A 26,013-nucleotide genomic window follows, 5' to 3' on the forward strand; every position below is an offset into this window, starting at 1 on the left:
CTTATAACAAAAAAGCTGCCAAAATTTCTTTGACAGCTTTTATATATTTTATAATAATTATTTACGCTTTTGTTGCGCTTGCTTTTGCTTTTCTGCTTGCTCCATCATTTCAGCCATTTTTTGTTGAAAACGATTTTGCTTTTTAGGTTGTTTTTTCTTCTCTTGTATTTGTGCATGAATTTTATCTTCATCAAGAATATAATTCTTAATAACTAAAATAATACCAATACTAATTAAGTTAGAAATAAAGTAATACAAACTTAAACCAGAAGCGTAGTTATTAAAGAAAAATAGCATCATTATTGGTGAAAAGTACATCATATACTTCATCATTTTAGCCATATCTGGCATACCTTCTTGTTGTGGTTGCGAACTCATTTGTTGTCCAGTAGTTAAACGCATGTAAAAGAAGATTGCTATAGATGCTAAAATTGGGAACAAACTTACGTGATTACCATAAAATGGAATACGAAATGGCAAGTTAGCAATAACATCATAAGATGATAAATCATTAGCCCATAGGAAACTTTTTTGTCTTAAATCGAACGCTGATGGGAAAAACTGAAACAAGGCATAAAACACAGGCAACTGTATTAAAGCTGGCAAACAACCCGCCATTGGACTGGCTCCTGCTTTGGTTTGTAACGCCATAGTTTCTTGTTGCGCTTTCATTTTATTATTCTTATGCTTCTCACGAATTTCGTCCAATTCTGGCTTTAATATTTTCATTTTAGCTTGAGATAAGAATTGTTTGTACTGTACAAACGACAACAAAATCTTTACTAAAATAGTCATAACCACAATAGCAATACCATAAGGCATAAAACCTCCTAAAAACCCAAATAAAGGCATAAAAACATAACGGTTTATCCAACCAAAAATACCCCAACCAAATGGTACTATTTCATCTAGATTTCTATTGTATGCGTTTAAAACTTTAAAATCACTTGGTCCAAAATACCAATCCATAGGTAAATTTAATTCACCTCCTTGTAATTCTAAAGGAATTTTAGCTTCAAATTGTTTTGTATAAACCGTATCAATAGCCTCATTTTCAACTAGATTTTCTGTTTTAATATGAGCTGTTTTAAAAGGCTTATCTGTTAATAAAACAGAAGTAAAGAAATGTTGTTTATAGCCAATCCAAGTGACATCTTCAATTTCCTCATCAGCATCTCTTGCACCTGTATAATCGTCTTTTCCGCCTTCATATTCATAATGCGTATCTGTATATCTGTTTTCGTAAGAAATACTTTTAGCATGACGGTAACCTTTTAAATCCCAATCTAAATTAATGGCTTGCGAGCTGTTAATGACATCGTTTAACCCTTGAGAACGGATTGTAAAATCCATCATGTAATCACCCTCTTTTACCTCATAACGGTATTCTAAAAATTTACTTTCAGAAACTTTTAGTTTCATTGAAACTACCGTTACATCTCCATTCTTTGTTACTGTTGGTTGAAATGGTAAATCTTTAGTATTAAGAATTCGACTATCTGTAGTTCCGAAACTTATATTGAATAATGCATTGTTATTCTTTATTAAATAAATAGGAACAGAATCGTAATCAACAAAATTTTTAAGTTTAACTTCTGATAGGTAACCTCCTTTATTACTAAATTTTAATGCTAGTAAATCACTTTCAACAATAGTTTCTTCATTTGAAGAATTTAAAGCCGAATATGCAAATGCACCTAATTTGTTGTTTAGTTTTATTAATTGAAGAGAATCTACATCTGAACCAACAGCATAATCTTCAGCTGTAGTAACTTTTGTTTGATCTAATTCTTTTACTTTATTTTCTGCTTCAACTTGTTCTTGTTTAGCTTTTTCTTGAGCTTCAAGTTCTTCTGGCGTTGGTTGATTTTGCCAAAGCATGTACATTAATATTCCGAAAATAAGTATAAATCCTATTATCGAATTAATGTCTAATTTTTTTTCTTCCATGTATTCTTTCCGTGTAAATTAAAAAGATTCCTGCACAAAACAGGAATGACAATAGTTTATCAAAAAACTATCCACTATTTATTTTGTGCCATACTGACACCTTTATTCTTTTTTTTGTGGGTGTAAGCAGCCTTAACAAAAGCTACAAACAATGGGTGTGGATTAGCAACTGTACTTCTATATTCTGGATGATATTGTACACCTACAAACCAAGGATGACTTGGTATTTCAATAATTTCCACCAATCCTGTGTCTGGGTTTAAACCAGAAGCTACCATGCCAGCTGCCTCCAATTGTGCTTTATATTTACCATTAAACTCATAACGGTGCCTGTGACGCTCTTTAATACTTTCTGCTTTATATATATCTCGTACAGAGCTTCCCATTTTTAAATCGCAAGCCCAAGCTCCTAAACGCATTGTACCTCCTTTATCTGTAATAGTTTTTTGATCTTCCATTAAATCAATTACAGGATTTTCTGTGTCAGGACTCATTTCTGTAGAATCTGCATCTTTTATTCCTAATACATTTCTAGCAAATTCAATAACTGCCATTTGCATGCCCAAACAAATACCAAAAAATGGTATATTATTTTCACGCACATATCTTACAGCATCTATTTTACCTTCAATACCACGTTCTCCAAAACCTGGTGCAACTAAAACACCATCTAAATGCGATAGTTTTAGCTTAATATTATCACTATTTAAATATTCAGAATGAATAGATTCTATATTAACTTTCACTTCATTTTCAGCACCTGCATGAATAAAAGCTTCTAATATAGATTTGTAAGAATCTTGTAATTCCACATACTTACCTACTAATCCTATAGTTATTTCTGTTATTGGATTTTTATGACGTTTTAAAAACTGATTCCAACGTTCAATATCTGGTTTTGAACTTTTAAGATTTAATTTTTTAAGTACTACTTTATCTAAACCTTCTTCAAGCATTAAGTTGGGCACATCGTAAATTGTTGATGCATCTATAGATTCAATAACAGCTTCTTGTCTAACGTTACAGAATAAGGCTAGTTTTTTACGTAAATCTTCTGGTAAATGGTGCTCTGTTCTACACACTAAAATATCTGCTTGCACACCACTTTCCATGAGTGTTTTAACACTATGTTGTGTTGGTTTTGTTTTTAATTCGCCTGCTGCAGAAAGATATGGCACAAGTGTTAAATGTATAACAATACCATTATTATCACCTAAATCCCATCGTAATTGACGAACTGCTTCAATGTATGGTAACGATTCTATGTCACCAACGGTTCCTCCTATTTCTGTTATTATAATATCATAATCACCAGAATTCCCCAAAATTTGAACTCGTTCTTTAATTTCATCGGTTATATGAGGTACAACTTGTACTGTTTTACCAAGAAATTCTCCACGTCGTTCTTTGTCAATAACACTTTGGTAAATACGCCCAGTTGTTACATTATTTGCTTGACTTGTAGGAACATTTAAAAAACGCTCGTAATGACCTAGATCTAAATCGGTTTCTGCTCCATCTTCGGTTACATAACATTCGCCATGTTCGTAAGGATTTAGAGTTCCTGGATCTACATTAATGTATGGATCTAATTTTTGGATGGTTACTCTATAGCCTTGTGCTTGTAATAGTTTGGCTAAAGATGCTGCGATTATTCCTTTCCCTAAAGATGAAGTAACACCGCCGGTTACAAATATGTATTTTGCTGTAGTTGTCATGTTGCGCTTATAAACGCAGGCAAATTTACAAAATTTAAATAGTTATTCTCGAATTGTTTTTTAGTTATTTAAAGGGTTTTGTTAACAATTACTTTTAGTTGATTATAATTAAGATGTTTAGTTTTAAATTAAAAAAACAATTGCTTTTGGTTGACTATTTTTCTAACTTTTCAATTCTCTCTAACAAACTTTTTAATAATACATCTTGACTTTCAATCTTATTTTTAAGAGCTTCTATTTCTTTTTCTTTTAAAGAAAGCTCCTGTATGGCTTTAATTATAGGAGAAATCAAATCGGTATATCTTACCGAAAGATAATGATTTTCAGAATTATCTTCGGAAACTATTCCTGCATTTTCATAATTTAATTCATCAATAGCAGCTTTAAGTTCTTGTGCTATAATACCCCATTCTTTTTGCTTAGAGTCATTGTTTTTTCTAGTATATTCAACAGGTCTTAGACTATTTATAAAATTCAATCCCAATGGAATATCATTAATGTCATCTTTAAAACGACTGTCTGAGGTTGTTGTAAGTGCTACTTGAGCTTCGACTACAGTAACAGCCGTATTTCCAATTCGTACCTTATTACTAGCATTTACAATAGCATCATAACCAATAGCTGTTGCATTTTCTAGGCCAGAAGAAACAACATCAGAATTATATCCAATGGCTGTATTTCTAATACCTGTAGTGTTTGAGTTTAAAGCATTTTTTCCAATTGCAGTATTATTTGATCCAGAAATATTATCCCTTAATGCATCATAACCAATAGCTACATTCTCATTACCTGTTACATTAACAAACATAGCTGCAAAACCAACACCTACATTTTGATTACCACTCTCATTATTTATTAATGATTCCGTTCCTATAGCTGTGTTTTTTTCACCTATATTGTTATCTCGTAATGCATCTTTACCAATAGCTGTATTTTCTTTACCTGTAGTGTTATGTGGTAAAGCGTTACTACCAACGGCACTATTGTTAAACCCTGTTGTATTATCGTTTAAAGCGTGTCTGCCTATAGCCGTATTTTGATCTCCATCTGTGTTAGAAATTAACGCATTTTTACCTACAGCTGTATTTTGATCACCTATAGTACTAGAAGCTAAAGCATTTCTACCTACAGCCGTGTTTTCATTACCTAAAGTATTAGATGTTAAAGCATGCCTACCTAAAGCCGTATTCTCATTACCTTGTGTATTAGAAACCATTGCATTTTTACCTATAGCGGTGTTTTGATCGCCTAAAGTATTAGATATCAAAGCATGTCTACCAACAGCTGTGTTTTCATCACCTTCAGTATTATTCCGTAAAGCCTGTCTCCCAACAGCTGTGTTTTCTTTACCTATGGTATTAAAACGCATTGCTTGACTACCAATAACTGTATTTTGTTCACCAGTTGTATTATCACGTAATGCTTCGTCACCTATAGCAGTATTATCGTTACCTGTATTTACATTTCCAGATAAATATCCAAAAAATGTTTGTCTAGCATATATTCGTCCAGCTTTTTGAGAATTAACTTTAAAATTTAACGGAACATCATCATTAGTACCTAAATAATGAGTACCATCTATCGTTCCTGAATTTCCAGTAAGAGACCAATTACTATTATTCGTCATTCCAACCCATGTTGCTAATGGATTGCTCCAATAGTAAAAACCAATAGGGTTTACTCCAAATGGAGAAGATGGAACAGTAGCAGTATTTAAAAAAACTAGCATCCCATTTTGATCTATAGTTGGATTTGTGACTGGAAAATTATCTATTCTGGGTATCAAAATACCATCAGTGTTGTTTGGAGTCGTAATATTGGATGCCTCAATATGCAACATTGATTTAGGATCTGTAGTCCCAACACCAACTTGAGAGAAAGAATAGCAACTAAAGAAAATAAGAATTATTGCAATACTTAATTTCATGAGAGAATAATTTATAAAAGCTAAATTAACAAAAATATATTATGAAATTAAGTTTTTATCAATGAGGTGTGTTTTTTGTCTTATTTTATAGATAAAATTTTGCTATTTTTTCAATCTGAATATAAAAATAGAGTTTTTGGGTTTTCAAGATTTAAATAGTTATTCTCGAATTGTTTTTTAGTTATTTAAATATAATGAACTTATTTTTCTATTGTAAGAAGTTTAAGTAAATTCGTTTATACGTTCAATCTAAAAATAGAATTTATGAAATATCTTTTTTTATTAATTATCCTTTGCTTATCAACTTTTTCTCAAGCTCAAAAAAATTATAATATTGAAATTGATGGAAAAACTATTAGTATTGAACTTGATAAAGAATATGAGGTTTTAATAAATAAAGATAAAGTTAAATTTAAAGTTACTTCTAAAGATTCTTTAACATACAAAGATGACATGCTTACCTTTAACTATCCAAAGGAGTATAATGTAAGTAGTTCTAAAATTGATGTAGGCATTGAACAATTAATGCTAATGACAGCTGAAGGTTCTGGTTTTATAATTCAAAAATATAAAACTATAAATCCTTCAATGTTAAATGAGATGATGCTTAATGAAATCACTAAAGAAAGTGTGAGCTATGGTTTTGAATTAAAAAGAGAAGACTATGAGCGAACTCTAAAATCTGGTTTAAAACTTAAGGTTTGTAAAGCCGTTTTAAATTATAAAGATGAAATCAATATTTATGAAATAGTTTCTTTTGGAAAAAAAGATGAAGGTATTTTATTTATGTCTATGGTAATGGAAGATGTTGAGAATTCCTCAGGAAGTAACTTAATTAATATGATATGGGATACATTAGAAATTTATTAGTTTTAAAAAAATGAAAGTATTATTTATTGGAGGAACCGGTATTATAAGTTCTGCCTCATCAGAGTTAGCTATTAAACGTGGCATTGATTTATATCACTTAAACAGAGGTGAAAGTTTTAGAAAAATAGATGGAGTAAAAACCATAATTTCAGATATCAGAGATGTTGAAGCCACAAAAAAAGCCCTTGAAAACTATGAGTTTGATGCCGTTATAGATTGGATTGCCTTTGAGCCTAAACATATTGAAAATGACATTAAATTATTTACAGGCAAGACTAAACAGTTTGTTTTTATAAGTTCTGCTTCTATTTATCAAACACCACCAGAACGTTTGCCTGTCACCGAAGAAACACCTTTATATAACCCAATTTGGGAATACTCGCAAAACAAAATTACCTGTGAAGATTTGTTAAGAAAGACTTATAAAGAAATAGGTTTTCCATACACAATAGTACGTCCTTCGCATACATACGATAAAACATTATTACCAATGGAAGGTGGTTATACTGTTTTGCATAGAATGAAACAAGGTTTACCCGTTGTTGTTCATGGCGATGGAACGTCTATTTGGACCTTTACTAACCATCGTGATTTTGCGGTTGGCCTTATTGGTTTATTAGGCAAACCGGAAGCTATTAATGAAGCTTTTCATATAACCAATAACGAATTATTATCATGGAATGATATTTATAGAATTATAGCAAATGAAATGGGTATTGAAGCTAATGTAGTTACAATTCCCTCAGAATTCATATCGAAATATGACAAAAACATAGGTGATAGTTTATTAGGCGACAAAATGTATAGCATGATTTTTGACAACTCAAAAATTAAAAAATTAGTTCCTGAATTTAATCCACAAATTTCATTTCGTGATGGCGTTAAAGAAATGGTTGCTTGGTATAACAAACCAGAAAACCAAGTAATTGACGAGCATTTTAATAGTATTAGTGAAAAAATGATTTCAGATTATAAGAGCCTCTAAATTCTTAATTTTACAATAAAAACTAAGTTATGAATTTTAAAAAATACGTTTTATATCATTTATCAATTATCATATTATTTTTTTCTTCATTAGCCTATTCTCAAACAGAAGAAACTATTTATTTATGGCCTAATGATGTTCCTGGAGAAAAAGACACAAAACATCCACCAAGACAAACAGACGATATAAGTGGCAATGTCATTCGGCTAACCGATGTTACAAACCCTATTTTAACAGTTTTTGTACCAGATAAACGAAACAATTCTAATGTTGGCATCATTATTAGCCCTGGTGGAGGCTATCAATATTTAGGCGTAAATAAAGAAGGTTATGAAATAGCAAAATGGTTAAATGACCTTGGATATGCCGCCTTTGTTTTAACATATAGAGTACCAGATAAGCAAGAAGGTGCATTAAATGATATACAACGAGCCTTAAGAATTATAAGAAATGACTCAAAAAAATACAATATAAACCCTAAAAAGATTGGTGTTATGGGATTCTCTGCTGGCGGAAGCCTTTCTGCAAGAGCATCAACAAATTTCAATAAAGATACATACCAAAAAATTGATGACATTGATAACATTTCATGTCGTCCAGATTTTTCAATGCTTATCTATCCTGCCTATCTTGATAATGGAGAAAACCGAACTCTTACTCCAGAATTAATTATAACTGAAGAAACACCTCCGTTTTTCATATTTGAAACCGCTGATGATCCTTATGGCAACAGCGCTCTTGTTATGACGACTGCTTTACGTGACAATAAAATACCTGTTGAATTACATTATTTATCTAAAGGTGGACATGGATATGGTATGCGTTCTGGCAATATTGCTGCCGAAACATGGCCTTCTTTAGCAGAAAACTGGTTAAGTATAATGTTTAAACCAAAACAGGAAAGATAGATTAGTTGAATAGGTCTTCATAAAAAACAATTAAATTATCTTTGCACCACATAAATACTAACAATGCGCATCGATATTATTACTGTTTTACCAGAATTACTAAAAAGCCCTTTTGAAGCCTCAATTTTAAAACGTGCTATTGAAGCTAATTTGGTTGAAGTTCATTTTCACAATCTACGAGATTATACAACTGATAATTACAAATCTATCGATGACACTCAATTTGGTGGAGGCGCAGGCATGGTAATGATGATTGAACCTATTGATAAATGTATTACTGCTTTAAAAGCAGAGCGTGATTACGATGAAGTAATATACATGACACCTGATGGAGAAACCTTAAAACAAGGTATTGCTAATCAATTATCATTAAAAGAGAACATTATTATTCTATGTGGTCATTATAAAGGTGTAGACCAACGTGTTCGCGACCATTTTATAACTCGAGAAATATCTATTGGTGATTATGTGTTGTCTGGTGGCGAATTAGGTGCTGCAGTACTTTGCGATGCTATTATTAGATTAATACCAGGTGTTCTAGGCAATGAGACTTCTGCCCTAACCGATTCTTTTCAAGACAATTTATTAGCTCCACCAATTTACACCAAACCTCGTGAATATAAAGGATGGAAAGTACCTGAATTACTTTTTGGAGGAAATTTTCCTAAAATCGAAAAATGGAGAGAAGAACAAGCGTATCAACATACCAAGGAACGTAGACCTGATTTATTGGATGATTAATCAAAATCATCTCTGTAATCAATAAAATTATCATCAAATTCCCCAGTCATTCCGTAATGACTTCCTCCACCATATTTTGTATATTTTGTTACTAAAAAGCTAATAATAAAATTATAAAAACACCTCCTCCAAGAGTAAGCCACTCATCAAAAGTTGGATCATAAACAAGTAAAATAAAATGCATTGAAGTGTTTTTATATAAAGATAATAAAAAGAAAAATAATCAAATTAAAATTAAGTAATGTATATAGCTTTTCATAACCTATTGAGGTTGTAAAAGCAAACACCAAAAAAATATTAATAAAACGTTGCAGATAACTAATTAATAGTTATTTTTGCACCCAATTTCGGGTTAACCTCTGGCGAGAATCGTGAACGTTGTTCTGAATTAATTATAATTAAATATAAAGATATGGAATCTTTAGTAAAGTTTATACAAGACGAATTTGTAACAAGAAAAGATTTTCCAGAGTTTGGTGCTGGAGATACAATAACAGTTTACTACGAAATTAGAGAGGGCGAAAAAGTTCGTACTCAGTTTTTTAGAGGAGTAGTAATACAAAGAAAAGGGACTGGCTCATCAGAAACTTTTACTATTAGAAAAATGTCTGGTACTGTTGGTGTAGAGCGTATCTTCCCTGTTAATTTACCTGCATTACAAAAAGTTGAAATTAACAAACGTGGTAAAGTACGTAGAGCTAGAATTTACTACTTTAGAGGTCTTACTGGTAAAAAAGCCAGAATTAAAGAAGAAAGACGTTAATAATATACTACTGCAACTGCAGTTTTTTAAAGCCTTGACAATGTCAAGGCTTTTTTTATTAACTATTGTTAATAACTACGGTTTATAAGTAGTTGATATCTAGTTGCCTGAAATTTTTGTGTTTTTAAATTATGATGCTATCTTTAGCATAAGAAATAATAACAATTTATTTTGGTTTCGTCTCAACAGCGAATTTATATTATATTCTAAATAAGGTAACGTTCTTTATAAAATTGTTTTTTGAGGTTTAATTGAAATCACGTGTATACGTGTAAAAGCAATAAACCATGATATTATAAAAAGTGTCACACGTCAAACAGGTGAAAACTAATATAATTGAAAGCTAGAAAAGCAACAGAAACGAAAGTAAATGTTGTAATTAAAGCAATACTAATAACAAATTTAACGTGTAAACGAAGAGTGAGTTTTTAAGTATCAAGAAAAACAATTAACAGAAACATATTAGGTAGTATGTCAATACATTTTGAAAATTGCTGAAGTGTTTCGTTGAAATAACAGTTTATAACTGAAAATAATTTAGATGAAAATTTTAAATTAATTTTAGTATTTATTATTAAATAGGTTAAATAATGTTATTTCAAAAAGCCATATCAGAGAAGATTAAATTCTTCAGTGATATGGCTTTTGTTTTTTGTGTCTTCCTGTATTCTTTTTTATAAGAAATCCTCACCATAACTAGACTTTTTTTAAATTATGGTAAATCTCATTAATTTAACCATTTTCATTAGGTTTTTAAAGATTTATAAAAGTCATTTTTTGTATATTCGCAACGCTAAAAACCAAACCGATTTCACTAAATCTAGTTATTAGCATATTAATAATTCAAAAAAACGACCTTAATGTCTAAAATTATTTATACAAAAACTGATGAAGCTCCAGCTTTAGCAACACGTTCATTCTTACCAATAGTTAAAGCATATGTAAAATCTTCTGGAATTAATATTGAAACTAAAGATATATCTCTAGCAGCTAGAATTTTGGCTGTTTTTCCAGATTTTTTAAATGAAGATCAAAAAGTTTCTGATGATTTAGCAATACTTGGAGAATTAGCAAAAAAACCAGAAGCAAATATTATAAAATTACCAAATATTAGTGCTTCAATTCCGCAATTAAAAGCAGCTATAAAAGAATTACAATCTCAAGGTTTTAAGATTCCTAATTATCCTGACGAAGCAGAAAACAACACTGAAAAAGATATAAAATCTCGCTACGACAAAATTAAAGGAAGTGCAGTAAACCCTGTGCTTAGAGAAGGAAACAGTGATAGACGTGCACCTAAAGCAGTAAAAAACTACGCAAAAAAGAATCCGCATTCCATGGGAGCATGGTCTAGCGATTCTAAAACACATGTAGCAACTATGGATGCTGGTGATTTTGCGCATAATGAAAAATCGGTGACTATTAAAGATGCCACTAGTATCAAAATTGAACATACAGATAGTCATGGAAAGATTACTATTTTAAAAGATAGTTTTCCTTTATTAAAAGGAGAAATAATTGATGCCACAGTAATGAGTAAAAAAGCACTAATAAGCTTTTTTGAAACACAAGTTGCAGATGCTAAAGCAAAAGGTGTTTTATTTTCATTACACATGAAAGGCACCATGATGAAAGTGAGCGATCCAATTATTTTTGGTCATGCCGTAAAAGTTTTTCTAAAAGATGTGTTTGCTAAATACAACAATACATTTAATAAAATTGGTGTAGATGTTAATAATGGATTTGGAAATTTAGTTGAAAAACTAAAAGAATTACCTGAAGCTGAACAAAAAGAAATTCAAGCAGCTATTGATGCAGCTTTTGACAAAGGTCCATCTATTGCTATGGTAAATAGTGATAAAGGCATTACTAATTTGCATGTACCAAGTGATGTTATTATTGATGCTTCTATGCCAGCAATGATTCGTACATCTGGTCAAATGTGGAATGCAGATGGTAAACTTCAAGACACCAAAGCAGTTATTCCAGATAGTAGTTATGCTGGAATTTACTCTGCAACTATAGATTTTTGTAAGAAGCATGGTGCTTTCGATCCTACAACAATGGGAACAGTTCCTAATGTTGGGTTAATGGCTCAAAAAGCAGAAGAATATGGATCTCATGATAAAACTTTCGAAATTCCATCAAACGGAACTGTAAAAGTTATTGATGCTTCTGGAAATGTATTATTACAGCATAATGTTGAAACTGGAGACATTTGGAGAATGTGTCAAACAAAAGATGCTCCAATTCAAGACTGGGTAAAATTAGCTGTAACACGTGCCAGAGCATCAGAAACACCTGCTGTTTTTTGGCTAGATGAAAACAGAGCGCATGATGCTGAATTAATTAAAAAAATAAACACTTATTTAAAAGACCATGATACTTCTGGTTTAGATTTAAGAATATTATCACCAATAGATGCTACTATTTTTACTTGCGAACGTCTTATAAAAGGCGAAGATACTATCTCAGTTTCTGGAAATGTATTACGTGATTATTTAACAGATTTATTTCCTATTTTAGAAGTTGGTACTAGTGCAAAAATGCTATCTATAGTACCATTAATGAATGGTGGAGGTTTATTTGAAACTGGCGCTGGAGGTTCTGCTCCAAAGCATGTACAACAGTTATTAGAAGAAAATCATTTACGTTGGGATTCTTTAGGTGAATTTTTAGCGTTAGCAGTTTCTTTAGAGCATTTTAGTGAAGTTAATAATAACTCCAAAGCAAAAATCTTGGGTGAAACTTTAGATGATGCTACAGAAAAGCTATTAGAAAACAAAAAAGGTCCATCTAGAAAAGCTGGTGAATTAGACAATAGAGGTAGTCATTTTTACTTAGCTATGTATTGGGCTCAAGAGTTAGCTAGTCAAAATAAAGACGAAGCGTTAAAAAAAGAATTTACTTCAATTGCTAAAAAATTAGCAGATAATGAATCTACAATTATAAAAGAATTGAACGATATACAAGGTAATCCTGTTAGTATTGGTGGGTATTATGAACCAAATGAAGCGCTTATTAATCAAGTAATGAGACCAAGTAAAACTTTTAATTCTATTTTAGAATAAATATTATAACAAACAAAATATAAAAAGCTCCCCAAATGGAGCTTTTTATATTTTTAACCATTCTATTAACTAATCTAAAATTGTTTATTTTTGAGTTATGGGTTTCATTAAAACTACAGAGCAAGATTCAAATTATAATCATCTCGAAAAGATGAGTGTTTCAGAATTGCTTAAAAATATAAATAACGAAGATAAAACAGTACCGCTTGCTGTTGCACAAGCACTTCCTCAAATAGAATTACTTATTCAGCAAATTGTAAACAAACTAAACGATGGTGGACGGTTATTTTACATTGGAGCAGGTACAAGTGGAAGATTAGGTATTTTAGATGCGTCTGAATGCCCTCCTACTTTTGGGGTTTCTCACGATTTGATTGTTGGACTAATAGCTGGTGGAGATTCAGCCATTAGAAAAGCAGTCGAATTTGCTGAAGATTCTTTAACGCTTGGATGGGAAGATTTAAAAGCATACAATATCAATTCAAATGATGTTGTAGTTGGAATTGCTGCATCTGGTACTACACCTTATGTTATTTCAGCTTTAGAAATTTGTAATAAAAACAATATTATTACTGGTTGCATAACCTGTAATCAAAATAGTCCATTATCCGAAACAGCCCAATTTCCTATTGAAGTTATAGTAGGTCCAGAATTTTTAACAGGAAGTTCTAGAATGAAAGCCGGTACTGCACAAAAGCTAGTACTAAATATGATAACTACAACCACCATGATTCAACTTGGGCATGTAAAAGGGAACAAAATGGTTGACATGCAATTAAGTAATAACAAGCTAGTTGACAGAGGTACAAAAATGATAATGGCTGAATTAAATATATCCGAAAAAGAAGCAAAAAAATTATTAGATACATTTGGAAATGTACGATTAGCAATTCAAAATTATAAAAATGGAAACAAATAAAACAGACAAAACAATTTTAATGAAAGGTGTAAAAACATTAATATTTGCTTTATTAAGCTTATTTATGGGGCCAATACTTTTAAGCATCGCTTTTAATAGTCCTGAAAAACCCCTTTATACACCTATACTTATAGTTGGTTGTTTAATTTCTGCATTTGCTATTTTTCTTTTATTTAAAGGAATTAAAATAATTATGAACAGCATGTTTAAAAAGAAATAATTTGTATTTATTAATTTATAGATACTTGTTTTGGAGTTGTGGGATTATATCCAAAGTCAGAATCATTAACTGCAATTCCTAATCTGTCAACAATATAGTTTATAATCGCATAATGATGTATGGTATGGCTATTAGCTTGAGCTAATAAAGCACCATAAGTATAAGGTATTTCAATCTTTCCGATACCTAAATCGTCAATGACTGAAATAGTTTCATACATAACAAAATCTAAATTATTAAGTTTTTTAATAATTGAATTTAAATAATCACTAGCATAATTACATTTAGATTCTACTTCTTTGTTTCTAGATCTAGCCGTTAAATCAATTTGATTTTCAGAATTAATATTGAATATACATTCATAAAAATCTAATATATGTCTAACATGACTACCTATACTAGAATAATAAGGTGATACAGATGAATCACATAGTAAATCATCTTCTAAATTATCTAATAAAGATTTAGTTTTGTGAAGTGTTTTTAAAGTAGATTCGATGATGATGTTCATAGACACTAAAATAGCTAAATTAATTGAATTTAATAAATAGTTTCCTTTTAGTCTATCACTAACAAAATCCTTACAAATATAAATTAAGGCAACACTTTAAGTTTTTAAATCATCAAGAACCAAACGTAATTCACCATAAGTATATTTATCATCTAATTGATGCTTCAAATCGGAAACGTTTTCAAAGGTTGTCTTTGGGATGGTTTGTTTTAATTCTTTGTAATGCGCAGCAGATATCAAATCTGTAATTTTTACTTCTCCAGAATCAATAAAACTAGCTAAATGTCCAAAAATTGTATTCTCATTTAATTCACGTGCATTAGCAATTTCGATAATAGACTTTCCGTCTTTAAATAATTCTAAAGATATTTTCTTAGTATCACCTTTCTTTTTCTTAGGTTTAGTTTCTTCAAAAATATCTACTTCATTAGATGCTTCTATATCATTTTCATCACAATAGTCTTTAATCACTTTTAAAATAGCAGCACCATATTTTTCAACGCGTGTTTTTCCCATGCCATTTACTTGCAGCAATTCCTTTTTGTTAGTTGGTAGTGTTTCACACATTTCATATAAAGCTTTTTGAGTAAAAACTTGAAAGTGTACCAAATCTTTTTCATTGGCAATCTCATTTCTAAGCACACGTAACAATTCAAACAATTCTACATTTGCGGTACCATCTATAACCGTTTTTCTAGGTTTTTTTTGTTTTTCCTTACCAAGAAACACAGATTTTGCTCTTAATTCTAAAAATGATTTTGCAACAAAACTATTAGATAATCCATTAAAATATAAAACCTTAGCTGCAAGTAATTCTTCAAGAGCATCTAGGTTTTTAGTAATATCGCTACCTACAGCTTGATTATCGGTAGTAAAGCCAAAAGCTTTTAATGGTGTAACTAAATGCGTTTCAGTTTCAGCTTTAAAATACCCAATCGCCTTTTTAAAACGCTCTTGAATTGTAGTACTCGTTTCTGGCAACAATTCATCTTCACAAAGTTGTTTTAATTGTGCATTAAAACCATTACTCACTTTTAAAAAGTTAGTCAAAGCCGTTTTAATCGTTAAAAAAGTAGATTCTACAGAACCTTGAATAATCGTTCTGTTTTTATAATAAATATCTAAAACTCTATTTACAGGATACAAAAATGGATAAAAATCAAAAATCTCAAATATTAAATCCAACTGAAATGTTTTCTGTGAAAGCTTTAAAACCGCTTCATCAGGTTCATTCTGCTCCGCATCTTTATTAAACGAAATTACATTACTATCGCTAATAATTTGGCTAGAATGTATTTTGCTCTTTAACACCAACCCTTCTAAAGATTTACATCTACTCAAAGCCACATAAGTTTGTCCATGCGCAAAAGCAGCCTGTGCATCAATAATCGCTTTTTCAAAAGTTAAACCCTGGCTTTTATGTATAGTAATGCTCCATGCTAAACGCAAAGGCATTTGGGTGTACGACCCAATTTTTTCTTCAGAAATTGCTTTGGTTTCAGCATTAACTGTATAATTTATATTTTCCCAGATTTCAGGTGTTGTTACAATATTAAAATCATCATCCGGACAATTTACAACCACTTCTTCAGAATCTAATAAAATTACTTTCCCTATTTTCCCATTAAAATAACGCTTTTCAGTGCTACTATCATTTTTAACAAACATCACTTGGGCGCCAACCTTTAATTCTAAAGATTCATTATTAGGGTAAGCATACTCCGGAAACTTCCCTTCTACTTCAGCATTATAAATATGAGTTTTGGTATTTAACTTATCTAGCTCCTTTTTATTGGTAGCTTCGGCTTTATTATTATGTGTGGTTAAGCTTATATAACCAGCATCAGGCTCGGGTGTAAAATCTGGAATATAGCGTTTGTTTAATTCCAATGCTCCAGCCTCAGATAACTCATTATTTCTAATCTCGTTAAGAATTTCAATAAATTTCGGGTTATCCTGTCTGTAAATATGCTTCAATTCAATAGTTACTGCACTGCATTGTTGATAAGCATGACTACTAAAAAAGAATCCATTCTTATAAAACTGTTTCAACAAACCCCATTCCTGCTCCTTAATAACGGGCGATAATTGTTGCAAATCTCCAATCATTAAAACTTGTACGCCTCCAAATACTTTATTTCTATCCCTAAAACGGCGCAAAGTTCTATCAATACCATCCAGCAAATCGGCACGTACCATACTAATCTCGTCAATAATTAATAAATCCATCGACTTAATAATATTGATTTTCGTCTTGCTAAACTTCCTGTTAAAACCCTTAGAAGCATTCAAATCTGTGTCTGGTAAAATAGGACCAAAAGGCATCTGAAAAAATGAATGTATGGTCACACCCTTAGCATTAATCGCCGCAACACCCGTAGGCGCTACCACCACCAAGCGTTTTAAACTATCCATTTTTAATCGGTGCAAAAATGTCGTTTTACCAGTCCCCGCCTTACCCGTTAAAAAAATAGATCGGTTTGTATTATTCACAAACTCCCACGCCAATTCCAGTTCCTTATTTATAGCCATTAAGCAATATTAAAAATAGATTTTGAAGATAATAATTTGATTAATGTTTTGGGCGGGTTTTTAAATTTAATATTCAAATGAAACAGCCTACGGCTGTCTGAACGGTTAGAACAATTTAAAAACCGCGCTATCCACTATATCTTTTTATACGTCATTGCGGAGAAGAGCAACGACGAAGCAATCTGTTTAATGTATGTACTAAACTCAAACAACAGAACTTCCAACGCATAAAAAGGATGCCGTTTCTATCGCTCCCGCAACTCATCCGCCTAAGTCAAAGACCTAACAATAAACCATTTCCATTTTCTAAGCACAATTTCTACTTATTAAATTTAAAAAAGTGCTATTATTCTGATAAAGATTTCTATTTTTATAATTATATAAAAGGGTAAACTATTCATGTCGTTATATCAAGTATCTGTTTTAAAAAAGCACCTCAAATTACAAGACCAAGATAAACTAAATAAAGCCTACAAAAAATACACTAAATACTTCTTAAACCCAACTATACAAGACAACATTCGTAATTCTAAAGAAGAAGAGTATCAAGGTATATTTCTTACCGAACTTTTTGTAAATCTGTTAGATTACACCTTAAAACCTAACACAGATTTTAACTTAGTTGCCGAATATAAAAACCAAAATAACGCTCGTAAAGCAGATGGAGCCATATTACATAACAATATTGCCATTGGTGTTATAGAATTAAAAGGAACAAATACTAAAGACTTAGAAAGTATACGCAAACAAGCTTTCGATTATAAAGCTAATCAAAAAGGTTGTTCTTATATAATTACATCAAACTTCGAGAAGCTTCGTTTTTATATTAATGATGCGACTGAGTTTGAAGAATTCAATCTATTTGAATTACCACAAGAACGTTTCGAGTTATTATACTTATGCCTACAAAAGGATAATATAATTAACAACATTCCTTTACAAATTAAGGAAGCCTCTATTGTAGTAGAAGAACAGATTACAAAGCAATTTTACAAAGACTATTCATTATTCAAGAGAGAGCTATTTAGAGATCTAGTAAAACGTAACGTAAAAAGAATTAAAGCAGAAGCCTTATTGCGAGAAACGAAGCAATCTCTAGAAGAACAAGCAGAAACACTTCAACTAGAAAAAAACGTTAAACTTACACTCTTTAAAAAATCTCAAAAATTAATAGACAGATTTCTCTTTATATTCTTTGCAGAAGATAGAGGTTTACTACCACCAAATAGTACGGTTCAAATATTAGACAAATGGAAAGCAGATATAGATTTTGGAGACGAAAGACCTCTTTATGATTTATTTAAACAATACTTTAAGTTTCTAGATCAAGGCAGACAAGGCACAAGTAGTAGAGCCGAAATTTATGCATACAATGGCGGTTTATTTAAAGAAGATAACATATTAGATAGCCTAGACATAGATAACGAATTACTATACAAATACACCAGGCAGTTAGCAGGATACGATTTTGAAAGTCAAGTAGACGTTAATATTTTAGGGCATATTTTTGAAAACTCACTAAACGAAATTGAAAGTGTAAATGCCGAAATTGAAGGAGGCGATTTCGATAAACAAAAATCTAAACGTAAAAAAGATGGCGTATTCTACACACCTAAATACATTACCAAATACATTGTAGAAAATACCATAGGTAAATTATGTGATGAAAAGAAAACCGAGTTAGGTTTTAAAGAAGAAGAATACTTTAAAGGCAGAAAAAACAGAAATAAAACCACCATTGCAACATTAGTTAATACTCTAGATACTTACAGAAACTGGTTGTTACAACTTACCATTTGCGACCCCGCTTGTGGTTCGGGTGCATTTTTAAACCAAGCCTTAGATTTTTTAATAAAAGAACACACTTATATTGATGAGTTAAAAACCAAAGTATTAGGTGGCGGTTTACAGTTTCCAGATATTGAAAATACCATTTTAGAAAACAATATTTATGGTGTAGATTTAAACGAAGAATCTGTAGAAATCGCAAAACTTTCCCTTTGGTTACGCACCGCACAACCAAGACGAAAGTTAAACGATTTAAGTTCTAATATAAAATGTGGTAACTCTTTAATAGATAGCAAAGCAGTTGCTGGCGATAAAGCTTTTAAATGGGAAACTGAGTTTCCACAAGTATTTGAAAAAGGTGGTTTTGATGTGGTTATTGGAAATCCGCCTTATGTTAGGCAAGAACTATTTAAAGAATTAAAACCTTATTTAGAAAAGCAATACAAATGCTATAATAGTGTAGCAGATTTGTATACTTATTTTATTGAAAAAGGAATCAACTTAATGAATAAAGACGGCTTGTTTTCTTTTATTCTACCCAATAAATTTCTAAAAGCTACTTATGGTAAAAACATAAGAAAAGTAATGAAGGAAGATGCTAATCTAGAATTATTATTAGATTTTGATGATTATCCTGTTTTTGCTGATGCTACTACATATCCTATTATTTATGTGTTAAATAAAAAGGCTGATTATAAGAAAAAAACCTTTTTGTACTCTGAAATAAATAAAAGAGATAACACAAATGACCCAATTAATACTTTAGAACTAAAAAAACACAAAGTACCTTTTAAATCTTTAACTGGTGATATGTGGAACTTCATTGATATTAATTCATTTAATATTCTTGAAAAACTAAAAGTAAATTCTATAACTTTAGGCAACTATATTGATAATAAAATATTTTATGGTATTAAAACTGGTAAAAATGAAGCTTTTGTAATTAATTCTAATAAACGAAAAGAATTAATAAGTAAAAGCTCTAAAAATAGTAACCTTATCAAGGTTTTAGCAACAGGAAAAGAAGTAAAAAGAAATACTTTCGATTTTCAAGATAAATATTTATTGTTTACTGGTTACGATGAAGATATTCCGACTAATTTTCCCGACATCCAAGAAGAGTTAGATATTTATAAAGATTCATTAATAAAAAGATATGACCAAGGTTTAAACTATTGGAATTTAAGAGCGTGTGCATATTATGAAGAAATGCAACAATCTAAAATTATATATCCAAGAATAAATAATAAAGGAAATTTTTATTTTGATGAGAAAGGAGAAGTATTTTTATTAGATAATAACTTTTTCATTTCTACAGACTCAAAATCCTTGTTAGCTTTATTAAATTCTAAACTTGTATTTTTTTATCTAAAAAATATTTGTACTACATTACAAGGAGGTTTCTATGATTTTAGAAGAGATAAAATAACAACAATTCCTATTTCAAATAATTTTAAAAATATTGATGGATCATTATCAAATATATCTAATAGTTTAATTGATTTTACTAATCAGAAAAATTCACTTTTAAATAAATTTCAAAAATATTTAGAATCCCAATTTCAACTACAAAAACTATCCAAAAAACTCCAAAACTGGCACGAATTAGATTTTGGAGACTTTATAAGTGAGCTAAACAAAGCTATAAAAGTAAATAATAAAACCTTGCAAACCGAAGGAAAAGAAGTCGTTGCAGAACTTACCAAAAAAGATGAGTTTGAGTGGTTAGACCTCTTTGAAGAAAACAAACAAAAAGCACAAGCCTTACAAACCCAAATAAACCAAACCGATGCAGAAATAGATACTATGGTTTATGAGTTGTATGGGTTGACTGAGGAAGAGATTAAAATAGTAGAAGCTTCATAAATTAATAAAAAACATAACTAATTTAAAACCTATAATGACTAAATTTTTAACAGGAAGAGAGCTTGAAGGCAAGCTAACAGATATTATATGGAATGCAAAAAAATATATTTTAATAATATCGCCATTCATTAAATTGGACGACCATATAAAAAAAGTATTTAATGATAGAAATAATAAACATGATGTCAAAGTATTTATATTGTTTGGTAAAAATGAAGAGTATAAACACAAAAGTTTCAGTAAAGTAGATTTAGATTTTTTTAAAGAGTTTAATAAAATAACAATTTTATATAATAAAGATTTACACGCAAAACATTATTGTAACGAAAATGAAGGTTTAATAACTTCATTAAATTTGTATGGTTTTTCAATGGTAAATAACATTGAATATGGTGTACATTTTAGTAAAACTTTACTTAATCCTTTGGATAAATTGTTTGAAGAAACAGAAGTAAAAACCGATGAAATTGTTTTTGAAAAAAGTGAAGTAATTTATTTAAAAGAACAACATTATACCAATAAATTATTAGGAATGAAAAAAGTATATCATGAACCTAAGGTTGTTTTTGATATTACAAATGATTTTTTTAATGGAAAAAAATATGAAGTAAAATATCTAAAGGATTTTGAAGACGAAAAATATGAAGAAGAAGAAAGGTTAGTTAAAAATATAAAACCCATAAGAGAAGAAACAGAAATAATTCCTAAAACATTTATTAAGAAAACTCCTTATAAAAAGAAGCTGAATGACATGGGTTACTGCATTAGGACTGGACGAGAAATACCTTTTAATCCAGAACAGCCAATGAGTAAAAATGCTTGGAAAACTTGGAATATGTTTGGAGACGAACATTATCCAGAACAATATTGCCATAAAACGGGAAACGAATCAAACGGAAAAACTTGCATGGCTAATCCAATTTTATAATTTGAAATTAGAATATGAAAGCAAACGAACTACCAATTACTAATTTTTTACAAGCTCAAAATATACAGTTTATAATACCTGTATATCAACGAAATTATGACTGGACAAATAATGAATGTAAAGAATTGATAAATGATGTAATAGCTGTTGAGAAATATAATAGAGGCACACACTTTATTGGTAGTATTGTTTTTATTCACGAAGGTATTTATAGCACAAGCGAAGTTAAAGAGTTAGTAATAATTGATGGTCAACAACGCTTAACAACTATTAACATTATATATGTGGCATTATTCCGTTTTGCCAAAGAAAACAGCATGCAAAATGAAGCAGATATGTTGTTTAATATGTTTTTAACCAACCAATACGTACAGCACGAATCGAGTAAACTTAAACTAAAACAAACCGATACCAATTCGTTAGCATTTAAAGCTATTATGAATGGTACAGAAAATGAGTTTAACCACTACTCCAACGTTATTGAAAATTTTAATTATTTTAAAAGCATAATCACCCAAGAAAGTTTTCATACCATACTAAACGGACTAAAACGATTAATTTTTGTTGAAATATCATTAGAGCGTGGTAAAGACGACCCGCAACGTATTTTTGAAAGTTTAAACTCTACAGGTTTAGATTTATCACAATCCGATTTAATTAGGAACTACATTCTAATGGATTTAGATCCTAAAAATCAGAATAAGATATTTGAACAAATATGGAATCCTATTGAAGAAAACGCAAGAGATTTAATTAAGCAAAAGTCTTTAGTATCCGAGTATATTAGAGATTATCTAACTTTGCGTACCAAAAAAATTCCTAATAAAAATAAAGTTTACATAGAATTTAAGAAGCTATATTCAATAAAAGACGAAGCATACAATCAAGAGTTAGAGAATATTAAATCATTATCAATACACTATAAAAAGTTTATAAATCCATCCACAATCCAAGACCATAATGTTAGAAGAGAATTGGAATATATTTCTCGCCTTGAAATTAATGTGGCTTTCCCTTTTCTTTTGCAAGTATTTGAAGATGCAGAAAATGGGTTAATTACAAAAGAGGATTTAATAAAAATATTAAAATTAATCCAATCTTATACTTGGAGAAGATTTGTTGTAGGATTGCCTACTAATGCCTTGAATAAAATATTCATGACCTTATATTCTGAAGTTGATACAGAGGAATATTACGATTCTATTGCATTAGCTTTAATAAAAAAACGTGGTAGTGCAAAATTCCCAACAGATGAAGATTTAAAAACCGCATTAAAGGATAAAGACTTATATAACATTCAGTCAAAAAACAGAAATTATATGTTCGAGTTGTTAGAGAATTATAACAATAGAGAATATGTAAATACCGCAAATGAAAATATTACTATAGAGCATATTTTTCCTCAAACACCTAATGAAGATTGGAATAAGGCTATTACACCTGATGATTATTTTATGTTTAAAGAGAAATATGTAAATACAATTGCGAATCTTACATTATCTGGTAACAACGGTGCTTTAAGTAATAAGTCTTTTAAAGATAAAAGAGTTATGAATAGACAAGGTGCAGAACAAGGCTATAATTTTAGTCGTCTTTGGTTAAATGATTATCTTAAAACTATTGATAAATGGGATGTTGCTAACTATAATGAACGTTTTAATTTAATTTATACTCGCTTTCTAAAAATATGGGAATACCCAGATATTATAATACCTTTTTCGGAAAATACAGATGAACAAAATCTCTTTAATGCAGAATCTCCAACGCATAAAAAATTAGAGTATTTTATTTTTGAAAACACAAAAGTAGATGAAGAGGTAATTGCTCAAATGTATTTTTATGTTATTGAAAAGTTATATGAAAAGAACGCTCAACTTTTACTAGAAGCCAAAGATATATTTAAAATAACACGTAATGCATCAGAATTTAGAGCGCCGCAAGAATTACAAAGTGGCTATTTTATTGAATCAAACATAGATAGTAACTCAAAATTTAGCACTCTTAAAAAACTACTTCCATTGTTTGAAATTGAAGATGAATTAGTTATAAAATATTCAGATAATGATAATAGTAATACCCCAAAAAGATATCACGTACGTAAAGATTACTGGAAACAACTTTTACCGTTAATTGAAGGCACAGAATTATTCTCAAACGTAAATCCTTCAAAAGATTCTTGGATAACTGCTGGAGCAGGATTAAGTGGTTTGGGGTATGCTTTTGTTGCAACAAGTAAATATGTAAGAATAGAACTTGCTATTACTTCTTCAAGTAAAGAAAAAAACAAAAAATATTTCAAAAAATTATTAAATAATGAAGAAGATATTGAAAATCGTTTTGGGAATAAGTTGGAATGGGAAGAATTGCCAGAAAATAAAATGAGTAGAATTAAATATGAATTACAAAATGTGAATTTATACGACAAAGCAGATTGGAATAAGATGAATGATTTCTTGATTAAATACTTACCAAAATTTGAAAAAGCATTTCTTCCTTCTATTAAGAGTTTAAAATAACTATGCTCTAAAAAATTTAATAATAACAGAAACAGTATTCACAACTCAATCAACACCTTCCTAATTATTTTTTGAATATCGTTATTATCCTTTTGAGGTATTAAAAAGGGTTCCAAATCTTGGGTGTTCTTAATTTGTTCAGTTTTATCAATAAAACCATAACCAAGGTAAGTACCCTTTTCAATCATGATAAAGGCTTCTTCGGCGTCGTGTCTGCCTTTTTGTTTTAAAATAAGATCTTTCCTGTTGTTATTTAGGCTGTCTATAGCTTGTATAACGCATTGGTTATACTGCTCATAAGGTTCTTGGTCTTTACAAATGCCTTTACAAGTATGTATTTTAAAGTGGTTGCATGTGGCAACGGCTTCTTGTAAATGGCAATATTTTGGGCAGAGTTCAAACTGACTACAAAGCTGTTCTAACTGCTCTCGGCATTCTGTAATAGAATTTAAAGTCAGTATTGGGTTCGGTGTGGCTTTAAGTGTATTATACGCCATATGTATAATACCTTTTCGGTCGGTATATCTAAAAATAGCATACATTTTAGGGGCACGTTTGGCAACTTGGTTGTATTCTGGGTAATGCTGTTTAATAGCAGCATCTTCAATGAGTAAAGCAATAAGTTCGGTTCCAGAAAGCGCGAAATCTATATCGGCCGTTTCACGACACATAGCCAAAGATTTCTCTGCTTTACTATAAAAATGACTTAATACACGCTTTTTTATGTCTTTAGCTTTACCTACGTAAATGATTTTACCCTTTTTGTTTTTAAAATAATAAACACCAGGTGTGTTTGGTAAATTATTAAAAACTGAGGTTTGTAAATGTGAAGGTAATGTCGCTTCTTTGGATGATTTTTTCAAAAACTCATTAAATACAGTTTCTGCATGCTCTTGATTAAGTAAAAGTTCAAATAAAATAACGGTAGCTTCAGCATCACCTCTAGCCCGATGTCGTCCTACAATATTGATGTGTAGTGCATGGCAAAGTTTTCCTAAACTATAAGATTTATGCCCAGGAATCAGTTTTCTAGCCAAGCGAACAGTACATAATTTTTTCCTGTTAAAATCAATACCTATGGCTTTAAATTCATTCCTAATAGCATTGTAATCGAAATTCACATTATGAGCGACAAAAATACAGTTTTCGGTAAAAGACAAAATAGTATTGGCGATTTCCGAAAAAGTAGGTGCATCGACAACCATGCCATTATCAATACCAGTAAGTGCTGTAATGTAATGTGGAATTAATGACTCCGGATTAATTAACGAGGTAAATTCATCTATAATATTGGCACCATCATATTTAAAAATGGAAATTTCGCTAAGTTTATTACTTCTACCTGTGGTTTCAACATCTATAATCGTGTAAATCATTTTAAGAATACTAAAGATATTAATAAATGAGATACAACTTTAAAATTTAAAATAACTATTTCAGTATAACATAAAGAAAATCTTCAATCTATAAAGTAATAAAATTAGCTTAAATTCCACCTTAATCGCAATCCAAATATATTGAAATATAGAATTATAAGTTTTTCGATGCCGCTTAAAATGACAAGGAGACCACTTTTTGAGACAGTTTTTTTAAATTCTAAATCAAAAAAAAGCCTCTACGCTTCCCAAATACAGTATCATCGGCGCTAATGGTTTACTTATTTTTCACTTCAGTATAGCACAAAAAAAATCCCGATTCTAATAAAAGAATCGGGATTCAAAAAAGGCAACGACCTACTCTCCCACAAATGCAGTACCATCGGCGCTAATGGGCTTAACTTCTCTGTTCGGAATGGTAAGA

The 26,013-nt window shown here is 30.3% G+C and carries 18 protein-coding genes and 1 rRNA gene; 11 read left to right on the plus strand and 8 right to left on the minus strand.

What is annotated here, in order from left to right:
• Positions 1–57 precede the first annotated feature (57 nt).
• The 3 genes from yidC to BT151_RS16430 form a co-directional block, all read right to left on the minus strand.
• On the minus strand, positions 58–1,950 hold the full coding sequence (yidC, locus tag BT151_RS16420; RefSeq protein ID WP_072403441.1) for a membrane protein insertase YidC: 1,893 nt from the start codon (positions 1,948–1,950) through the stop codon (positions 58–60).
• 74 nt (positions 1,951–2,024) lie between these two features.
• Positions 2,025–3,668 (minus strand): CTP synthase, encoded by a 1,644-nt coding sequence (locus BT151_RS16425; RefSeq protein ID WP_072403442.1) that lies wholly within the window; start codon positions 3,666–3,668, stop codon positions 2,025–2,027.
• Positions 3,669–3,822: 154 nt separating this feature from the next.
• Positions 3,823–5,595, minus strand: a complete 1,773-nt coding sequence (locus BT151_RS16430; RefSeq protein WP_072403443.1) for a tail fiber domain-containing protein — start codon at positions 5,593–5,595, stop codon at positions 3,823–3,825.
• 264 nt (positions 5,596–5,859) lie between these two features.
• On the opposite strand from BT151_RS16430, the gene BT151_RS16435 reads away from it, so the two are divergent.
• The 4 genes from BT151_RS16435 (at position 5,860) to trmD (ending at position 9,099) form a co-directional block, all read left to right on the plus strand.
• Positions 5,860–6,465 (plus strand): hypothetical protein, encoded by a 606-nt coding sequence (locus tag BT151_RS16435; protein ID WP_072403444.1) that lies wholly within the window; start codon positions 5,860–5,862, stop codon positions 6,463–6,465.
• Between the two features lie 10 nt (positions 6,466–6,475).
• A complete protein-coding gene (locus tag BT151_RS16440; protein ID WP_072403445.1) occupies positions 6,476–7,450 on the plus strand; it encodes an NAD-dependent epimerase/dehydratase family protein in 975 nt (324 codons plus the stop codon).
• 29 nt (positions 7,451–7,479) lie between these two features.
• A complete protein-coding gene (locus BT151_RS16445) occupies positions 7,480–8,358 on the plus strand; it encodes an alpha/beta hydrolase (RefSeq protein ID WP_072403446.1) in 879 nt (292 codons plus the stop codon).
• Positions 8,359–8,421: 63 nt separating this feature from the next.
• The gene (trmD, locus tag BT151_RS16450; RefSeq protein WP_072403447.1) at positions 8,422–9,099 is read left to right on the plus strand and encodes a tRNA (guanosine(37)-N1)-methyltransferase TrmD; all 678 of its coding nucleotides are present in this window, start codon (positions 8,422–8,424) and stop codon (positions 9,097–9,099) included.
• Here trmD and BT151_RS18640 read toward each other — a convergent pair.
• Positions 9,096–9,242 (minus strand): hypothetical protein, encoded by a 147-nt coding sequence (locus BT151_RS18640; RefSeq protein WP_171946651.1) that lies wholly within the window; start codon positions 9,240–9,242, stop codon positions 9,096–9,098. The two genes, trmD and BT151_RS18640, sit on opposite strands and share 4 nt — an antisense overlap.
• A gap of 269 nt (positions 9,243–9,511) precedes the next feature.
• Here BT151_RS18640 and rplS point away from each other — a divergent pair, with 269 nt between their 5' ends.
• The 4 genes from rplS (at position 9,512) to BT151_RS16470 (ending at position 14,072) form a co-directional block, all read left to right on the plus strand.
• On the plus strand, positions 9,512–9,862 hold the full coding sequence (rplS, locus tag BT151_RS16455; protein ID WP_072403448.1) for a 50S ribosomal protein L19: 351 nt from the start codon (positions 9,512–9,514) through the stop codon (positions 9,860–9,862).
• An 860-nt stretch (positions 9,863–10,722) separates the two neighbouring features.
• Positions 10,723–12,933: an NADP-dependent isocitrate dehydrogenase gene (locus BT151_RS16460; RefSeq protein ID WP_072403449.1), complete on the plus strand. Its 2,211-nt coding sequence runs from the start codon at positions 10,723–10,725 to the stop codon at positions 12,931–12,933.
• A 97-nt stretch (positions 12,934–13,030) separates the two neighbouring features.
• Positions 13,031–13,852, plus strand: a complete 822-nt coding sequence (gene murQ / locus BT151_RS16465; protein ID WP_072403450.1) for an N-acetylmuramic acid 6-phosphate etherase — start codon at positions 13,031–13,033, stop codon at positions 13,850–13,852.
• Positions 13,839–14,072 (plus strand): DUF6095 family protein, encoded by a 234-nt coding sequence (locus BT151_RS16470; RefSeq protein ID WP_072403451.1) that lies wholly within the window; start codon positions 13,839–13,841, stop codon positions 14,070–14,072. The genes murQ and BT151_RS16470 overlap by 14 nt, the downstream gene beginning before the upstream one ends.
• 10 nt (positions 14,073–14,082) lie before the next feature.
• Here the strand turns inward: BT151_RS16470 and BT151_RS16475 are convergent, their stop codons facing one another.
• Positions 14,083–14,583 (minus strand): hypothetical protein, encoded by a 501-nt coding sequence (locus tag BT151_RS16475; RefSeq protein WP_072403452.1) that lies wholly within the window; start codon positions 14,581–14,583, stop codon positions 14,083–14,085.
• A 96-nt stretch (positions 14,584–14,679) separates the two neighbouring features.
• Positions 14,680–17,115, minus strand: a complete 2,436-nt coding sequence (locus BT151_RS16480; RefSeq protein ID WP_072403453.1) for a helix-turn-helix domain-containing protein — start codon at positions 17,113–17,115, stop codon at positions 14,680–14,682.
• 399 nt (positions 17,116–17,514) lie between these two features.
• Between BT151_RS16480 and BT151_RS16485 the strand changes: the two genes are divergently transcribed.
• The 3 genes from BT151_RS16485 to BT151_RS16495 are packed head-to-tail and all read left to right on the plus strand — an operon-like array spanning position 17,515 to position 24,213.
• Positions 17,515–20,769 (plus strand): Eco57I restriction-modification methylase domain-containing protein, encoded by a 3,255-nt coding sequence (locus tag BT151_RS16485; protein WP_072403454.1) that lies wholly within the window; start codon positions 17,515–17,517, stop codon positions 20,767–20,769.
• 34 nt (positions 20,770–20,803) lie between these two features.
• Positions 20,804–21,697, plus strand: coding sequence for a phospholipase D family protein (locus BT151_RS16490; RefSeq protein ID WP_072403455.1), 894 nt, complete (start codon positions 20,804–20,806; stop codon positions 21,695–21,697).
• Between the two features lie 14 nt (positions 21,698–21,711).
• Entirely contained in the window at positions 21,712–24,213 is a 2,502-nt protein-coding gene (locus tag BT151_RS16495; protein WP_072403456.1) for a DUF4268 domain-containing protein, read from the plus strand.
• Positions 24,214–24,251: 38 nt separating this feature from the next.
• On the opposite strand, the gene BT151_RS16500 is transcribed toward BT151_RS16495, so the two are convergent.
• Together BT151_RS16500 and rrf are read right to left on the minus strand one after the other, a co-directional pair.
• A complete protein-coding gene (locus BT151_RS16500; RefSeq protein WP_072403457.1) occupies positions 24,252–25,589 on the minus strand; it encodes an exonuclease domain-containing protein in 1,338 nt (445 codons plus the stop codon).
• A gap of 344 nt (positions 25,590–25,933) precedes the next feature.
• Positions 25,934–26,013: ribosomal RNA gene (rrf, locus tag BT151_RS19030) — 5S ribosomal RNA — on the minus strand; the annotation flags it as partial.

Source organism: Flaviramulus basaltis, assembly GCF_900114265.1.
Lineage (GTDB): Bacteria > Bacteroidota > Bacteroidia > Flavobacteriales > Flavobacteriaceae > Flaviramulus > Flaviramulus basaltis.

Excerpts from the sequence above, each read along its gene's own strand:
- yidC (WP_072403441.1), bottom strand. The coding sequence starts at position 1,950 with ATGGAAGAAAAAAAATTAGACATTAATTCGATAATAGGATTTATACTT.
- BT151_RS16425 (WP_072403442.1), bottom strand. The coding sequence starts at position 3,668 with ATGACAACTACAGCAAAATACATATTTGTAACCGGCGGTGTTACTTCA.
- BT151_RS16430 (WP_072403443.1), bottom strand. The coding sequence starts at position 5,595 with ATGAAATTAAGTATTGCAATAATTCTTATTTTCTTTAGTTGCTATTCT.
- BT151_RS16435 (WP_072403444.1), top strand. The coding sequence starts at position 5,860 with ATGAAATATCTTTTTTTATTAATTATCCTTTGCTTATCAACTTTTTCT.
- BT151_RS16440 (WP_072403445.1), top strand. The coding sequence starts at position 6,476 with ATGAAAGTATTATTTATTGGAGGAACCGGTATTATAAGTTCTGCCTCA.
- BT151_RS16445 (WP_072403446.1), top strand. The coding sequence starts at position 7,480 with ATGAATTTTAAAAAATACGTTTTATATCATTTATCAATTATCATATTA.
- trmD (WP_072403447.1), top strand. The coding sequence starts at position 8,422 with ATGCGCATCGATATTATTACTGTTTTACCAGAATTACTAAAAAGCCCT.
- rplS (WP_072403448.1), top strand. The coding sequence starts at position 9,512 with ATGGAATCTTTAGTAAAGTTTATACAAGACGAATTTGTAACAAGAAAA.
- BT151_RS16460 (WP_072403449.1), top strand. The coding sequence starts at position 10,723 with ATGTCTAAAATTATTTATACAAAAACTGATGAAGCTCCAGCTTTAGCA.
- murQ (WP_072403450.1), top strand. The coding sequence starts at position 13,031 with ATGGGTTTCATTAAAACTACAGAGCAAGATTCAAATTATAATCATCTC.
- BT151_RS16470 (WP_072403451.1), top strand. The coding sequence starts at position 13,839 with ATGGAAACAAATAAAACAGACAAAACAATTTTAATGAAAGGTGTAAAA.
- BT151_RS16475 (WP_072403452.1), bottom strand. The coding sequence starts at position 14,583 with ATGAACATCATCATCGAATCTACTTTAAAAACACTTCACAAAACTAAA.
- BT151_RS16480 (WP_072403453.1), bottom strand. The coding sequence starts at position 17,115 with ATGGCTATAAATAAGGAACTGGAATTGGCGTGGGAGTTTGTGAATAAT.
- BT151_RS16485 (WP_072403454.1), top strand. The coding sequence starts at position 17,515 with ATGTCGTTATATCAAGTATCTGTTTTAAAAAAGCACCTCAAATTACAA.
- BT151_RS16490 (WP_072403455.1), top strand. The coding sequence starts at position 20,804 with ATGACTAAATTTTTAACAGGAAGAGAGCTTGAAGGCAAGCTAACAGAT.
- BT151_RS16495 (WP_072403456.1), top strand. The coding sequence starts at position 21,712 with ATGAAAGCAAACGAACTACCAATTACTAATTTTTTACAAGCTCAAAAT.
- BT151_RS16500 (WP_072403457.1), bottom strand. The coding sequence starts at position 25,589 with ATGATTTACACGATTATAGATGTTGAAACCACAGGTAGAAGTAATAAA.